The sequence below is a fragment of the Panacagrimonas perspica genome, assembly GCF_004364935.1.
Lineage (GTDB): Bacteria > Pseudomonadota > Gammaproteobacteria > Nevskiales > Nevskiaceae > Panacagrimonas > Panacagrimonas perspica.
On sequence record NZ_SOBT01000008.1, the window covers coordinates 957,302 to 971,754 of the forward strand.

Here is a 14,453-nt window from a genome sequence, read left to right on the forward strand (position 1 = left end):
CGGCGCTGCGCGCCTGACCCGCCCTCCCAGATCACGCGGCGCTGACGGCAGCCGTGAAGTGGCAGGCGGAAAATCCGCCATGCACCGCGCGCACGAGGGTCGGCGGATGGCGCACGCAGTGCGTATCCGCGATCGGACACCGCGTCACGAAGACGCAGCCCTGCGGGGGATCGGCCGGGCTCGGGATTTCGCCTTCGAGCGGTTGCCGATGCACCCCGGTTCCCGGAACAGCCGCCAGCAGCGCGCGCGTGTACGGATGAACCGGCGACGCGAACAAGGCTTCGCGCGTGGCCTGCTCCATCACCTTGCCCAGGTACATCACCATCACGCGACGGCTGATGTGACGCACCACGGCGAGGTCGTGTGCGATGAAGATCATCGACAGGCCGGATTCGGCCTGAAGGTCCGCCAGCAGATTGACGATCTGGGCCTGGATCGAGACATCGAGCGCCGACACCGGCTCGTCGCAGATCAGCACGCGCGGACGCACGACCAGCGCGCGGGCGATGCCGACGCGCTGGCACTGCCCGCCGGAGAATTCGTGCGGATAGCGGTTCACCAGCGAAGCCGAAAGCCCGACTTTCTCGAGCATCGCCAGCACGCGTGACGCGCGCTCGGCCCGGCCGATTTCCGGGTACAGCGCCTCCAGCGGCTCGGCGATGCTGGCGCCGATGGTCATGCGCGGATCCAGGCTGGCCAGCGGATCCTGGAACACCATCTGGATCTCGCGACGCAGCGGCCGCCAGCCGTTCTCGTCGAGGCGCGTGATGTTGCGGCCCGCGAACTCGATACCGCCCGAGGTGACGGCCTGCAGGCCGGCGAGCGCGCGGGCCAAGGTCGACTTGCCGCAGCCCGACTCGCCGACGATCCCCAGGGTCTCGCCTGGCGCGAGATTGAAGTCGACGCCGTCCACGGCCTTGAGCCAGCCGGGCCGGCCCCAGGGCAGGGCGGCCGGCAGCTTGTAGTGGACCTTGAGTCGCCGGACGGCCAGCAGCGCCGCGGCGGCCGGAACCGCATTCACGCCGCGATCACTCCAGCAGCGAGCGCAGCATCCACGCGGTCTTCTCGTGCACCTGCAGGCGCTGGGTCAGCAGGTCGGCCGTCGGTTCGTCGTTCGCCGAATCGGCGAGCGGGAACAGCGAGCGCGCCGTGCGGGCACAGGCTTCATGGCCTTTCACCAGCAGGCGCACCATCTCCATGGCTTCGGGCTGGCCATCGGTCTCCTCGATCGAGGACAGCGCGGCGTACTGCTTGTACGTACCCGGCGCCGGGAAGCCCAGCGCGCGGATGCGCTCGGCCACCAGGTCCACCGCGAGCGCGGCCTCGGTGTAGTGGGTTTCGAACATCAGGTGCAGCGTGTTGAACATCGGACCCGTGACGTTCCAGTGGAAGTTGTGGGTCTTGAGATACAGCGTGTACTCGTCGGCGAGCAGGCGCGACAGGCCGTCGGCGATGCCCTTGCGCTGGTTCTTCTCGATGCCGATGTCGATCTTCGCGGCTTTTTCTTTCTTGGCCATGATCACGCTCCTGGATTGCGGTGAGCGAACCTTATGCGGCCGCGAGCCGATTTGAAAATGAATCGTCGCGATGAGGTCCATCCGATCCGCTTATGGACCGGCCAATCCTCTCATTGCAGCTCGAGCCGGTAGCGTCCCGGCGTGGTTCCGGTGGCCTGGCGGAACGACTGCGAGAAGTGCGCCTGGTTCGAGAACCCGCATTGCAGCGCGATGTCGGCCAGCGCCAGGCTGGTGTGCTGCAGCAGCGTCTGCGCACGAGCGATGCGCCGCTGCGTCAGGTACCGGTGCGGTGACAGGCCAGTCGCCTTCTGGAACGCCTCGGCGAAGTAGGTGCGGCTCAGGCCCGCGTGCGCGGCCAGCGCCTGCAGCGTGATGCCGCTCTCGACGCGCTCTTCGAGCAGGTCCAGGCTGCGGCGAAGCTGCGAGCGCGACAGGCCGCCCCGAACCTCGGGTCGTTCCGGCAGCGCGGTGGGGTTGCGCAGCAGGTGCAGGGCCAGCATGTCGGAGATGGCGTCCGCGTACAGCGATCCGCGCTGCGCGGGCCCGCTCAGTTCTTCGGCCAGCGCCGTGATCGATGCGGCCAGCAGCGGGTCGACCACGCCGCTCTGGAAGCGCAGGGGCTCGCGCGCAGGGGCGTTGCCGGCGACGTTGGAGAAGAAGTCGCTGCCCAGGTGCACCGAATAGGAGTGCACGTCGCCGCCGCAGATGTCCCAGTCCACGGGCGTGCCGGCCGGGATGATCGTGACCAGGCCCGGGCGGCTGTGCTGGCTCCAGCCACGGCCGTTGCGAACCTTGACCAGCGACGCGCCGCCGGTGTGATAGACCAGCGCAGGCTCGGGCAGCGGCTCGAAGTGGGCCTCGTTGCAGCGGCCGCGCCACGCGAACAGCGCGAGGCTGTTCCAGCCCGCCGTACTGCTCGACAGCGAGGGCAGGAATCCGATGGCGCGCCCCACGGCCTCTCCGGAGGCGGCAAGGCCCGCCGCTTTCGCGCCGGGGCGGGCGGTCGATGCGCGGGTAAGCATGTTTCATCCTCCAGCAACCGGCCTTTGCGGCCGTGTTATCGCTCTTGTGTACACCCCGGTCCGGACCCCCGCAAGACCGGGCGACGCCCCTTGGGGCCGAACATTTCGATCAAGGGCCGACGAAGTCGAAAGATCGTGCCGCGCCGGGGGCGTCCAATCGGAGGTACGAGATCAGGATGGAGCGGGCGATGAACATGGACTGGGCGCACACGTGGCTGGAAAAGACCTTCAACCAGCGCGACATGGCGGGCATGGAGGCGCTGTACGACCCGAACGTGAAGTTCGCCGACGTGCCGCTGGGCGTCGACGCCAACGGATGGAACGGCGGCCTCAAGGCGTTCTTCGCCGGTTTCTTCGATCCGGCCTCGGGCTCGCACAAGTTCCTGCCGGATTCCTACCTGGGCAACGCGCGCGAAGGCGTCTGCGAGTGGACCTGGCACGGCACGATGGGCGATGCCGACCTGTTCCAGCTCGGAAAGTCCGTGAAGGGCAAGACCTTCACGGTGCGTGGCAACTCGGTGTTTCGTTTCGACGCCACCGGCAAGGTCGTCGAGGAACGCGACTACTGGGATCTTTCCACGGTGTTGCGACAGCTCAACGGCTGACGCGGCGCGCCCGTTCCCAGGATCAACCCAGGACATCCCCACGATGAACGCTCCCACGCCTCCGCCGACCGCGGACGTCAACGCCCTCTACGCCGCCTACGATCACCTGGATCCGCCGATCGGCCCGGACGGCACGCCCTGCGCGTACTTCGAGGAGTTCCGCGACGCGCAGATCGCCACCAAGCAACCGGTCGGCCGCAGCGAGAAGCACGGCGGGTTCTGGGTCGTCACCGGCTTCCCGGAATGCGAGCAGATCATCAAGGACGTCGATGGCTTCTCGAGCGCCGGCGTGATCTTCCCGAAGTACGCCGTGACCGAGCCGCTGATGCTCGCCGAGCAGGACGAGCCCGATCACATGCGCGCGCGCAGGCTGGTGAACGTGTCGTTCATGCCGCGCAGCGTGCAGCAGTACGGTGACGAGATGATGCGCAGCGTCCACGAGCTCATGGACGGCTTCATCGAGGACGGCAAGGCCGACGTCGGCCGCATCCTGGCCGATCCGATTCCCGCCATCGTCACGGCGCTGATCATGGGTCTGCCGGCCGAAGACGGCCCGATGTTCGACTACTGGACGACGGCGATCACGCACGAATTCCTGAACGATCCGAAGGCCGCGCAGCCGAAGATCGAACAGATGTACGCGTACTTCGACAAGAACATCGCGCGCCGCAAGATCGAGGGTGGCACCGACGTACTTTCTTCGGTTATCAACGCCGAAGTCGACGGCGACCGGCTCACGCACCGCGAGCTGCTCGGCTTCTCGACGGTGCTGCTGATCGGCGGCATCGAGAACTCCGCCAAGCTGATCGGCAGCGCGCTGTGGCGCCTGGGCTGGGACGTGGAACTGCGCCGCCGCCTGATCCGCCATCCCGAACGCATGGCCACGACGGTGGACGAACTGCTGCGCTACTACAGCCCGGGCACCATTGGCCGCATCGTGCGCCGCGAAACGACCATCGCCGGTCACACGATGAAGCCGGGCGACCAGGTCATGCTGGCCCTGCCGATCGCCAACCGCGATCCGCGCGAGTTCCCGAACCCGGACGCGTTCATCACCGACCGCACCAACAACCGCCATCTGGCGCTCGGCACCGGGCTGCACGTCTGCCTCGGCGGTCACCTGATCCGCATGGAAGCGCGGCTGGTGATCAGCGAGTTCCTGAAGCGCATTCCCGAGTACGAGATCGATTCGAACGCGCCGCTGAAGTGGACGACCGGGCAGGTCGGCGGCATGTCGCGCGTGCCGATCCGGTTCAAGCCGGGCAAGCCGCGCGGCACCGAGCGCGGCAAGGGCGTCGACGCCTGGCTGCGCCACGCCACGCGACCCTGACGAGTCCGCCATGCCGAAGGTGATCTTCATCGACCCCGAGGGGATCGAGCATCGCGTGGACGCGACCGTGGGTCAGAGCCTGATGCGGGCCGCGGTCGATTCGCAGGTCCCGGGGATCGAGGCGATGTGCGGAGGCAATTGCATCTGCGCGACCTGCCATGCCTACATCGAGGACGAGCGGCTCGCCACGCTCGCGCCACCGGATGCAACCGAACGCGACATGCTCGAGTGCACGTCGGAACCGCGCGCGAACAGCCGGTTGTGTTGCCAGGTTCCGATGACCGAAGCGCTCGACGGCCTGATCGTCCGGGTCGCCGCCTCGCAGCATTGACGAGCCCATAGCCCGGGCGAAGCCCGGGATTTTCCTCGTTGACAGACGGGCACCCCGGACTTCGTCCGGGCTACGGCTCGGCGTCGGCGTCGTTACGCTCCTACCGACTTCTGCTTGCGGTAGTAGCCGAAGATGTCATTGAGGCTGCGCCGTGGCTTCCAGCCGAAGGTTTCGCGGAACAGGCGTCCGTCGATGACCACCGGGTACTTGAAGAAGTTGACCATGTACGGCGGGAAGAAGGCGTTCCAGTTCAGCAGCCGGCTCCATAGCCTGGGCAGCGCCGGCGGGATCGACGGGATGGGCAGCCTCCCGCAGCCGCACTGTTCGACCGCCACCTGGTAGGCGACGTAATCCTCGGCCGCGACGTTGTAGATGCCCGGCTTGTTCTTCTCGAACGCCAGCACCAGGGCCTCGGCCATGTCGTCGACGTGCAGGAACTGCATCATCGGCGAGAAGCCCACCAGCACCGGCACCAGCTTGCGCGACAGCAGGACCGACATCGTGTTGCGTACGCCGGGGCCCAGCACGTTGCAGGGCCGCAGGATCGTGATGTTCAGCTCGGGATGCTTCCACAGATAGATCGTGGCCAGCGCCTCGATCTCCACCGAATCCACGAGGTCGTGCGTCGCCTCGCTGCCCTTGAGCGGATGATCCTCGTCGAGCAGCGCCGGGTTGTACGGCGAGGCGCCGTAGACCATGTATGTCGAATGGATCAAAACCTGCCCGACGCCGTATTTCTGCGACAGCTCGAGCAGCTTCTTGGTCCCCAGCACATTGGCGTTGTAACGGCGGCTGCGGTCGGATTCGTGCGCGAAAATGCGGCCCAGATGCAGCACGGCGTCGATCTTGTGTTCGCGGAAGATGTCCTCGAAGCCGCGCTTGTGGATCTCGACCTTGTAGCTGGGGATGCCGGCGTCGGTCTCCACTTGGCGCCGGAAATCCACGGCGATCACCTTGTAGCGTCCGTGCAGGCGGCTGATCACGCGCTTGGCCAGCGATCCGGCGGCGCCGGTGACCAGCACGGTCTTCTTCGCTGCGTCGGCTTTGCGGGTCCTGCTGCTCGTAGCGTCCATCAGTAGATCCGGGTGCGTTCGGCGAGGCCCTTGTCGATCAGGCTGCGGATCTCGTCCTTGACCATCTCGACGCGTTCGGTGACGTCCGCCTCGCTTTCGACATCGCCCTCGAAATGGATCGGCTTGCCGAAATTCAGGAAGACGCGCGCCGGCAGCGGAAACAGCGTCGGCACGAGCGGGACGTACGGGATGCCCAGCAGCCGGGCCAGAGGATCGATGCTGCCCAGCGAGGGCATCGTCTCCTCGCAGCCGACGATGCCGACCGGGACGATGGGCGCCTTGTGGTTCATCGCGAGGTGGACGAAACCGTTGCCGAAGCGCTGGAGCTGGTAGCGCTTCCGATACGGTTTGCCGGAACCGCGGATGCCCTCGGGGAAGACGATGATGGTTTCTTCGGCTTCCAGCATCTTTGCGCAGTTCAGCGGATCGCCGATCACCGCGCCCAGTCCATTCAGCAGGTTTCCGAGGAAAGGCACCGTCGGGAAGAAGCGCTCGATCATCGCGCGCGCGGCGCGCGGCGAGTGCGCGTTGCTCAGCAGCGCGTAGCCGACGAGCACCCCATCCATCGGGAACTGGCCGCTGTGATTGCCCACGACCAGCAGCCGGCCATCGGGAGGGATGTTCTCCAGGCCATGGGCCGTGACACGGAAATAGCGCTCGTAGAGCAGCTTCATGATCCCCGCGGCGAACTTCACGCGGTTCTCGTCGTAGCCCCAGGCGTCGTAGCCGAAGCTGCCGGTGCGCTTGGAAATGCTCGCGATCATCGCCTCGATCTCGGGCGTGACGACGCGACGCTGCACTTCGTCGCGCAGGCTGAAGTCCTTGAAGGCGGACGGGCCGGGGAATCTCATGGTCGCTGGGCGCCGGTTCCGGCCGGTCTGGGTATGTGCGGCAAAGCTAGATCAAAGCAGCGAAGGCGGGAAGGGCCGGTGCGCCAGCGACTCATGACGTAGCCCGGACGAAGTCCGGGGTTTCCGCCCGATGAGCGAGGAAACCCCGGACTTCGTCCGGGCTACGGGTTGCGGCTTGGCGTGATCCGCGACCGGACTAGCGCGTGCCCTTGCTGCGCAGCGCGTCGGGTGTGAAGTCGGCCGGCGTCAACGGAACGCGGTCGTAGACCTTGGTCTCCTCGTTGCGGATGGACAGCGCGAGGTAACGACCCGACTGCAGGTCGTGCTTCACCTCCAGGCCCGCCGCCAGGAACGGGACGTCGTAGTACTGCGTCGTGTGCAGCTCGTCGACGCGCCAGAGCTGGTCGCGGTTGTCGTACTTGTCCTGCGCGAGAATGATCCAGGAGTCCTCGTCGATGTAGAACACGCGTTTCTTGTAGAGGTGCGACGTGCCCGACTTCAGGTTGGCCTCGAGTTCCCACACGCGGTGCAGCTCGTAGCGCGCCGGATCCGCATTGACGTGGCCTGCCTTGAGCACGTCCTTGACCTTCAGTGTCGGTCCGTTGATGACGTAGCTGTTGTACGGGACGAACATTTCCTTCTTGCCGACGATCTTCCAGTCGTAGCGATCGGTCGCGCCGTTGAACATGAAGAAGTCGTCGTTCGTGCGCAGGCCGTCGGCCGCCGTGCCCGGGTTGTCGTACGACACGCTAGGCGCCAGGCGCACGCGGCGCTGGCCCGGGTTGTAGGTCCAGGCCTTGCGCGGCTGCGTGACCTGATCGGCGAACTCGTGCACCAGCAGCACCGATCCGGCCAGGCGCGGCGGCTGCTTGATGAGCTGCAGGAAGTAGAACAGCAGGTTGGGCTCTCGCTGCTCGGGCTTCTTCTTCTGGTTGGAGTAGACGAAGTCGTACTCGTAATCGAAGTTCACCAGGTTGTAGTCGCCGCCGGCCGTCACCGGCGCCTGCGACCACGAGGTGCGATAGGTGTCGCCCTTGTACGAGGTGATGTGATTCCAGATCAGTTCGAGTCCGCTCTTGGGAATCGGGAACGGCGTGCCGCCGGAAGTGCCGGTGAACCCGTTGCCGCTCTCCACGAGCTTCACCTTGGTCGCGTTGGCCAGGGTCTCGTCGTAGATGCCTTGCGGATAGCCGGCGCTGCGACGCGTCGGATAGACGTTCATCTTCCAGTCGGAATAGCGCTTGAGCAGCGCCATCTGGCCCGGTGAGAGCTGGTCCTTGTACTTCTCCATGTTCGACGCGTCGATCGTGAACTGGACCTTGTCGTCGGCGTACGGGTCGGGGTAATGCCCGCCGGTCTTGAACGAGGCGATGGGCGTCGTCAGGCCGCCGGTCCACGCGGGAATGGTGCCCGCCTTGTTGGCGGCTTTCTCGGCACCGATGGGGGTCAGCGTGTTGCCCAGCGTCGCCGCTTCATCGGCGGTGACCGCGGCTTGCGCGGATGCTGCGAACAGAGCGGCGACGGCCGCTGCGAGGATCTTCTTTTTCATGTTGGCTCCAGGAGCTTCCGGTGACGTTGGCTTCAGAACGCGTAGGAAACGCTGACCGCAAGGAAGTCGCGATCCTTGAGGGGATTCGCACTGGTGGAGAAGTCGGCCGACTGGTTGGCGCTTCCGGCCAGCGGGGTCGGGGGCGTGGTGGGCAGCACGGCGCCCGGCGGGAACGGATCGGTGCCGGAGTACGTGCGGCCGCCGAAGAATGCCGTGTAGCCGATATCCGCCTGCCAGCGCTGTAGGTAGTTGAAGCCCACCCCGAAGGTCATCGCCTTGGTGTCCTCGTTGAACGCCGGACCCACGCCGTTGACGTCGTGCGCGAACACGATGCGCGGCGACACCTGCATGGCCCCGATCAGGTTCTCGAAATCCATGCGCGAGACCAGCCGATAACCCCAGGAGGTGCCGTCCGCGAAGCCACGGGCGTCCTGGCAGGAGCCGTTGCCGACCGCGGTGATGATCGAGGCCGGATTGCGGCAGGACGGCAGGGTCACTGTGCCCGGGCCCGAATACAGCAGGTCCTTGTCCAGTTCGAGCTTGGTGACGCCCACTTCGCCGAGCAGCGTGAACTGCTGCGCACCCAGCGTCGGACCGAAGGCCTTGGTGCCGGTCATCTGCGCCTGGTGCGCGTGCACGCGCCGATAACCGCTGGCGAGCGTCGGCGCAGTGGCGAAGTAGGTGGGTCCCACCTCCGCGTCGATCTGGTTGGGCAGGCGCAGCGCCGCGAGCAGGGCTTCCACGCCGGCCAGCTGGATCGGCAAGTTGGGACGATACGAATACTCGCCCTGCAGCGCGATGCCGAGCGGCCCGTCGGTGTTGAACGAAAGGCCGTAGAGCTCGATGTCTTCCGGGTACTCGGCGAAATAGCGCGCCGAGGCCGCACGCGCAGGCGTGCTGGTGGTGTCGGTGGCACGCAGTCCGGAGAACAGCGGGACGCGGCTGTGGTACTTCAGGTAATACAGCCCGATCTCCGTGGAATTGAGCCAATCCGCGAAATAGCGAAGAGCGACGCCGTACTGCTTGGTTTCGTGCTGCGGGCGATCGTCACTGGTGCGTGCGATCGAGACGGCGGCCGTGCCGACCGACAGCGGCTCGGTGTTGTGCTGGTCGTTGCGGCGGCCGCTGCCGGCATACGCGGCGCGCCCGTCGTCCGACAGGAAGTCGTTGGTGGAGAAATAGCTGCCGGACGGGTCGATCTGCGTTTCCTGGAACGACCAGAGCCACACGGTCTCCAGGCTCAGGCTGTTGGTGAGCGACGTCGACGCCCAGAACATCGGGATTGGCAGCAGGGCTTCCTTGAGCTCGGAGCCCGGCGCGCGTAGCCGCGTCACGTCGACCGGATTGATCGTGTTGATGCTGTTGGTGATGAACGTGCTCTCGCCCCAGTTCACCACCTGCTTGCCCAGGCGCACCGACGAGTTGCGTCCGCCGATCTTGAAGTTCGCGTAGACGAAGGCGTCGAGGAAATCGATTTCGGATTTGAGCCGGTCGTCGCCGCGCTTGCCGAAGTATTCGTCGTCGTCGTGCGCCTGGAAGTCGTAGAACGCCGAGATGCGGTTGAACAGGCCGACGTCGCCGTACTTGACCTCGAAATCGTTGGTCGCCTTGACGATCGAGGAGACGACGTCGCCCTTCTTGTAGTTGAGATTGCCGTCGTCGTCGTTGATCGATCGCGACTTGCCGCCGTTGGCCGCGGCGATCAGATCATCGTCCTGTTTCTGCATGCGCCAGGTGGCGCCGGCGGAGAGCGTGGTGTCGAAGCTCGCCTTGGCGCCTCCGACGTCGAAGTCGAATGCCTGGAGGCTGAGGGGAAGGCCCAGGGCGATCCCCCCGAGGCCGACGCGCGCAAGGACCTTGAGCTTCGCTCTCATGTGCTTCCTCCTGAGGTTTGACTCCGCGGTGGATCCCGCGTCGCCTAATAGTTATGGCCCGATTCTCTGCGCCGAACGCAGGATGCGCAACACCGCGCGACACGAAGTTTTCCCCTCAAAAAAGCAGGGAACCAATCGATACGCGAATTCGTGTCAGACCGGATGCACGGCCGCTTCACGCGGGCCGGTGGCGCGTTCGCGAAGCTGGAGATTCCATAGCGCGGCGTAGGCGCCGTTGCGTTGCAGCAGCTCGTCGTGCGAGCCGCGTTCGCTGATCCTGCCGTGATCCAGGACCAGGATTTCGTCCGCATCGGTGATCGTCGACAGCCGGTGTGCGATCACCAGCGTCGTGCGGTGTTCCGCCGCTTCACGCAGGGCCACCAGGATGGCGCGTTCGGATGCGGAGTCGAGCGACGAGGTCGCCTCGTCGAAGATCAGCAGCTTCGGATTCTTGAGCAGCGCGCGGGCGATGGCCACGCGCTGCTTCTCGCCGCCGGACAGCTTCAGGCCGCGCTCTCCGACCTGCGTCTGCAGCCCTTCGGGCAGCGTCGCGACGAAGCGGTCGAGATGCGCGGTGCGGATCGCCGCATCCAGTTCCTCGGCGCTCGCCTGCGGCGCACCGTACTGCAGGTTGTACGCCAGCGTGTCGTTGAACAGCACGGTGTCCTGCGGAACCACGCCGATGCGCGAGCGCAGGCTCGCCTGCGTGACGCGGCGGATGTCGGTGCCGTCGATCGTCACGCGTCCGCCCTGCGGGTCGTAGAAGCGCAGCAGCAGGCGCGCCAGCGTCGATTTGCCGGCGCCACTGGCGCCGACCACCGCGAGCTTGCGCCCCGGCGCGATGTCGAAGCTCACGCGATCCAGGATCGGCCGGTCCGCGCGATACGCGAAGCTCACGTCCTCGAAGCGCACGTGCCCGCGTTCCAGCGCGAGCCGCTGCGCGTCCGGGGCGTCGGCGACCTTGGGCTCGTCCGCCACCAGGTCGAACATGCGCTGCATGTCGACCAGCGCCCGGCGGATTTCGCGATAGACGAAGCCGAGGAAATTGAGCGGGATGAAGAGCTGGATCATGTAGGCGTTGATCGCCACGAAATCGCCCAAGGTCATGCCGCCGCCGGCCACGCCACGCGCCGCCAGGATCATCATCCACGTCATGCCGCCGGCCACGATCACGGCCTGTCCCAGGTTGAGCGCCGCCAGCGACACGCGGTTCTGCTGCTGCGCGCGCTCCCATTCCTCGAGGAAGCGATCGTACTCGGCGGCCTCGCGTTCCTCGGCGCCGAACAGCTTCACCGTCTCGTAGTTGAGCAGCGAATCCACCGAACGCTGGCTGGCCCGCGAATCGAGCCGGTTCGCTTCGCGGACGAACTTGGTCCGCCACTCGGTGACCGACACCGAGAACAGCACGTAGCCGCCCACTGACAGCGCCGTGATCGTCGCGAAACTCGCGCCGTACTCGAACAGCAGGATGGCGGCAACCAGCCCCAGCTCGAGCAGCGTCGGAAGGATGTTGAACAGCATGAAGCGCAGCAGGAAGCTGATGCCGGCCACACCACGTTCGATGTCGCGCGCCACGCCGCCGGTACGACGCCCCAGGTGGAACTCCATGTCCTGGCGATGCAGGTGCCGGAAAACATCCAGCGAGGCGCGACGCATCGCCCGCTCGGAGACGCGACCGAAGACCACGTCGCGCAGCTCGCCGAGAATCACGTTGGCGAAGCGCAGCAGTCCATAGAACAGCAGCAGCGCGATCGGCACGACCAGCACCGCGTGCTTGCCGGCGTCGAGATCGTCGACGATGTGCTTGAGCACCAGCGGCATCGCCACCGTGCCCAGCTTGGCCAGCACCAGGCAGGCGGCGGCGATGAAGACGCGGCCGGGGAATTCCTTGAGATAGGGCAGCAGGCTGCCGACGACGCGGAAGCTGGGCTTCGGCTCGACGGTGCCTGGGTAGCTCGATTCCGCGCGCGGTCGCATCAGACGCCGTCAGGATCCTGGGTGGACCGTCCGCAGACGAATGTCGCCGAGGTCGGCTGGAGACGGATCTGCGGCACTTCGATCAGGTTCTCGCGACCCGCTCGACGCCGTCGATCAGGCGCAGGCGCCGCATCACGCGCGCCAGGTGCGTGCGGTTCTTCACGGCCAGCAGGAAGCGCATCTCGACGGCCTCGCCGCCTGCGCGATCCGGCATCTGCACGTTCTCGATGCTGGCCTCCGCGCTGGCGATCTCGGCGGTGACTTCGGCCAGCAGGCCGCGCTTGTTCTCGGCGCGCAGCAGGAGCTGGCACAGGAAGTCGCCCTGCACGGTCTCGGACCAGACCAGCGGCACCCAGTCTTCCGGGCGCGCCTTGGCGTGATGGCAGTCCGTGCGGTGAACGACGATGCCGCGGCCGATGCTCACGTTGCCGCGGATCTCGTCGCCGGGGATCGGACGGCAGCAGCGCCCGTAGTCCAGCACGAGACCCTCCGTGCCTTCGATGGCCAGCACGCTGGCTTCGCCGGATCGATTCGGGGCCTCGCCTGCGGCCGACTCCGGCAGCAGGCGTCGCGCCACCAGCGGCGCCAGGCGCTCGCCGGTGCCGATGGTGGCGTACAGCTCCTCGACATCCTGCAGGCCCAGGCTCTTGAGCAGGGCTTCGGCGCGTTCTTCGCGCAGCACGGAAATCGGCACCTTGAGATCGCGCAGCGCGATCTCGAGCAGGCGACGGCCCAGTCGCACCGCCTCGTCCTCGCGCTGGTTCTTCAGGAAGGTGCGGATATGGCTGCGCGCCTTGGCCGTCTTCACGAAATGCAGCCAAGCGGCGTTGGGTCGCGCGTGCCGCGCCGTGATGACCTCGATGGTCTGGCCCGAGCGCATCGGCGTGTTCAGCGGCTCCAGGCTGCCATCGATGCGCGCAGCGACGCAGCGATCGCCCAGTTCCGAGTGCACCGAATACGCGAAGTCGATCGGCGTGGCGCCTTTGGGAAGCTGGCGGATGTCGCCCTTGGGCGTGAAGACGTAGACCTCGTCCGGGAACAGGTCGACCTTCACGCCCTCCATGAAATCGGTCGACGCTTCCGAGCCGAACACGTCGAACAGATTCTTCAGCCATTCGCGCGCACGAAGCTGGGGAGCGACCTGCGCCTTGCTGTCGCCGAGCTTGTACTGCCAGTGCGCCGCGATGCCGGCCTCGGCCACGTGGTGCATCTCGCGCGTGCGGATCTGCACTTCGATCTTGTGACCGCCGGGCGCCACGCAGGTGGTGTGCAGGCTCTGGTAGCCGTTGCCCTTGGAGTTGGCGATGTAGTCGTCGAAATAACCGGGCACCGGCTTGTAGACGTGATGCACCACGCCCAGCGCGCGATAGCAGTCGTCGACCTTCGACACGATCAGGCGGAAGCCCAGCAGGTCCATGACCTTCAGCAGGCGCAGCTTCTTGGCCCGCATCTTCTGGTAGACGCTGTAGATGTTCTTGTCGCGGCCGACGACGGTGGCGCCGATGCCCTCGTCGCGCAGATGCTTGGACAGCCGCGTCTCGACGTCCTTGACCAGCTTCTTGGCGTCGCCCATCTGCCGGGCCACGTTCTGCGCAAGCGTGGCGTAGCGCTTGGGGTACAGGTGCGCGAACGCAAGGTCCTCGAGTTCCACGCGAATCGTGTGGATGCCCAAGCGCTGTGCGATCGGCGCGTAGATGTCGAGCGTCTCGCTGGCGATGCGGCGGCGCTTCTCCGGCGTCATCGCGTTGAGCGTGCGCAGGTTGTGCAGGCGGTCGGCGAGCTTGATCAGGATGACGCGCAGATCCTGCGTCATCGCCAGCAGCAACTTGCGGAAGCTCTCGGCCTGGCGCTCGGCGCGCGTCATGCCTTCGATCTTGTCGATCTTGGACACGCCGTCGACCAGCGCCGCCACGTCCTTGCCGAAGCGCGTGGCCACTTCGTCCTTGGACACGCCGGTGTCTTCGATGACGTCGTGCAGGATCGCCGCGATCAAGGTCGTGGCATCCATCCGCATCTCGGCCAGGATGCGGGCCACCGCGAGCGGGTGAAAGATGTACGGCTCGCCGGAGGTGCGGCTCTGTCCTGCGTGTTCCTGTGCGCCGAACTCGTAGGCCCGGCGCACATCGGCGATCAGGTCCTGCGGCAGATATTCCGCCAGCAATTTCGCCAGTGGCTCCATGCCGTACTCGCGCGCGACCCGCTGCGTGCGCAGCGCTTGGCCGATTCGCTGGATGACAGGGAGTTCCATGGCCTCAGTGTCGGGGTTAAGTCCGGGCTATTCCAGTGCCAGGGACGTTTTTCTTTCTTGCACAACACGCACCGTA

General features: G+C 66.2%; 12 protein-coding genes. 3 read left to right on the top strand and 9 right to left on the bottom strand.

Features of this window, described 5'->3' with window-relative positions:
- Positions 1-31: 31 nt before the first annotated feature.
- From DFR24_RS04255 to DFR24_RS04265, 3 genes are all read right to left on the bottom strand, one after another.
- Positions 32-1,021, bottom strand: a complete 990-nt coding sequence (locus DFR24_RS04255) for an ABC transporter ATP-binding protein (RefSeq protein WP_133880081.1) — start codon at positions 1,019-1,021, stop codon at positions 32-34.
- 7 nt (positions 1,022-1,028) lie between these two features.
- Positions 1,029-1,517, bottom strand: coding sequence for a Dps family protein (locus tag DFR24_RS04260; protein ID WP_133880082.1), 489 nt, complete (start codon positions 1,515-1,517; stop codon positions 1,029-1,031).
- A 110-nt stretch (positions 1,518-1,627) separates the two neighbouring features.
- Entirely contained in the window at positions 1,628-2,539 is a 912-nt protein-coding gene (locus tag DFR24_RS04265; protein ID WP_133880083.1) for a helix-turn-helix transcriptional regulator, read from the bottom strand.
- A 188-nt stretch (positions 2,540-2,727) separates the two neighbouring features.
- Between DFR24_RS04265 and DFR24_RS04270 the strand changes: the two genes are divergently transcribed.
- Genes DFR24_RS04270 through DFR24_RS04280 form a run of 3 tightly spaced genes read left to right on the top strand, consistent with a single transcriptional unit; the run spans position 2,728 to position 4,805 of the window.
- A complete protein-coding gene (locus DFR24_RS04270) occupies positions 2,728-3,144 on the top strand; it encodes a nuclear transport factor 2 family protein (protein ID WP_162851035.1) in 417 nt (138 codons plus the stop codon).
- A 43-nt stretch (positions 3,145-3,187) separates the two neighbouring features.
- On the top strand, positions 3,188-4,474 hold the full coding sequence (locus DFR24_RS04275; protein WP_133880085.1) for a cytochrome P450: 1,287 nt from the start codon (positions 3,188-3,190) through the stop codon (positions 4,472-4,474).
- Positions 4,475-4,484: 10 nt separating this feature from the next.
- Positions 4,485-4,805, top strand: coding sequence for a 2Fe-2S iron-sulfur cluster-binding family protein (locus tag DFR24_RS04280; protein ID WP_133880086.1), 321 nt, complete (start codon positions 4,485-4,487; stop codon positions 4,803-4,805).
- A 92-nt stretch (positions 4,806-4,897) separates the two neighbouring features.
- Here the strand turns inward: DFR24_RS04280 and DFR24_RS04285 are convergent, their stop codons facing one another.
- From DFR24_RS04285 to DFR24_RS04310, 6 genes are all read right to left on the bottom strand, one after another.
- The gene (locus tag DFR24_RS04285) at positions 4,898-5,878 is read right to left on the bottom strand and encodes an SDR family oxidoreductase (RefSeq protein ID WP_133880087.1); all 981 of its coding nucleotides are present in this window, start codon (positions 5,876-5,878) and stop codon (positions 4,898-4,900) included.
- Positions 5,878-6,729, bottom strand: a complete 852-nt coding sequence (locus DFR24_RS04290; RefSeq protein WP_133880088.1) for a lysophospholipid acyltransferase family protein — start codon at positions 6,727-6,729, stop codon at positions 5,878-5,880. The genes DFR24_RS04285 and DFR24_RS04290 overlap by 1 nt, the downstream gene beginning before the upstream one ends.
- 196 nt (positions 6,730-6,925) lie before the next feature.
- Positions 6,926-8,278, bottom strand: a complete 1,353-nt coding sequence (locus DFR24_RS04295) for a DUF1329 domain-containing protein (RefSeq protein ID WP_133880089.1) — start codon at positions 8,276-8,278, stop codon at positions 6,926-6,928.
- 32 nt (positions 8,279-8,310) lie between these two features.
- Positions 8,311-10,152 (bottom strand): DUF1302 domain-containing protein, encoded by a 1,842-nt coding sequence (locus DFR24_RS04300; RefSeq protein ID WP_133880090.1) that lies wholly within the window; start codon positions 10,150-10,152, stop codon positions 8,311-8,313.
- 153 nt (positions 10,153-10,305) lie between these two features.
- A complete protein-coding gene (locus tag DFR24_RS04305) occupies positions 10,306-12,129 on the bottom strand; it encodes an ABCB family ABC transporter ATP-binding protein/permease (RefSeq protein WP_133880091.1) in 1,824 nt (607 codons plus the stop codon).
- 82 nt (positions 12,130-12,211) lie between these two features.
- Positions 12,212-14,377: a RelA/SpoT family protein gene (locus DFR24_RS04310; RefSeq protein ID WP_133880092.1), complete on the bottom strand. Its 2,166-nt coding sequence runs from the start codon at positions 14,375-14,377 to the stop codon at positions 12,212-12,214.
- Between the last annotated feature and the right edge of the window lie 76 nt (positions 14,378-14,453).

Bases quoted from the DNA above. Each gene is read 5' to 3' on its own strand.
- DFR24_RS04300 (WP_133880090.1), bottom strand. From the start codon at position 10,152: ATGAGAGCGAAGCTCAAGGTCCTTGCGCGCGTCGGCCTCGGGGGGATC.
- DFR24_RS04310 (WP_133880092.1), bottom strand. From the start codon at position 14,377: ATGGAACTCCCTGTCATCCAGCGAATCGGCCAAGCGCTGCGCACGCAG.
- DFR24_RS04260 (WP_133880082.1), bottom strand. From the start codon at position 1,517: ATGGCCAAGAAAGAAAAAGCCGCGAAGATCGACATCGGCATCGAGAAG.
- DFR24_RS04275 (WP_133880085.1), top strand. From the start codon at position 3,188: ATGAACGCTCCCACGCCTCCGCCGACCGCGGACGTCAACGCCCTCTAC.
- DFR24_RS04280 (WP_133880086.1), top strand. From the start codon at position 4,485: ATGCCGAAGGTGATCTTCATCGACCCCGAGGGGATCGAGCATCGCGTG.
- DFR24_RS04290 (WP_133880088.1), bottom strand. From the start codon at position 6,729: ATGAGATTCCCCGGCCCGTCCGCCTTCAAGGACTTCAGCCTGCGCGAC.
- DFR24_RS04270 (WP_162851035.1), top strand. From the start codon at position 2,728: ATGAACATGGACTGGGCGCACACGTGGCTGGAAAAGACCTTCAACCAG.
- DFR24_RS04305 (WP_133880091.1), bottom strand. From the start codon at position 12,129: ATGCGACCGCGCGCGGAATCGAGCTACCCAGGCACCGTCGAGCCGAAG.
- DFR24_RS04285 (WP_133880087.1), bottom strand. From the start codon at position 5,878: ATGGACGCTACGAGCAGCAGGACCCGCAAAGCCGACGCAGCGAAGAAG.
- DFR24_RS04265 (WP_133880083.1), bottom strand. From the start codon at position 2,539: ATGCTTACCCGCGCATCGACCGCCCGCCCCGGCGCGAAAGCGGCGGGC.
- DFR24_RS04295 (WP_133880089.1), bottom strand. From the start codon at position 8,278: ATGAAAAAGAAGATCCTCGCAGCGGCCGTCGCCGCTCTGTTCGCAGCA.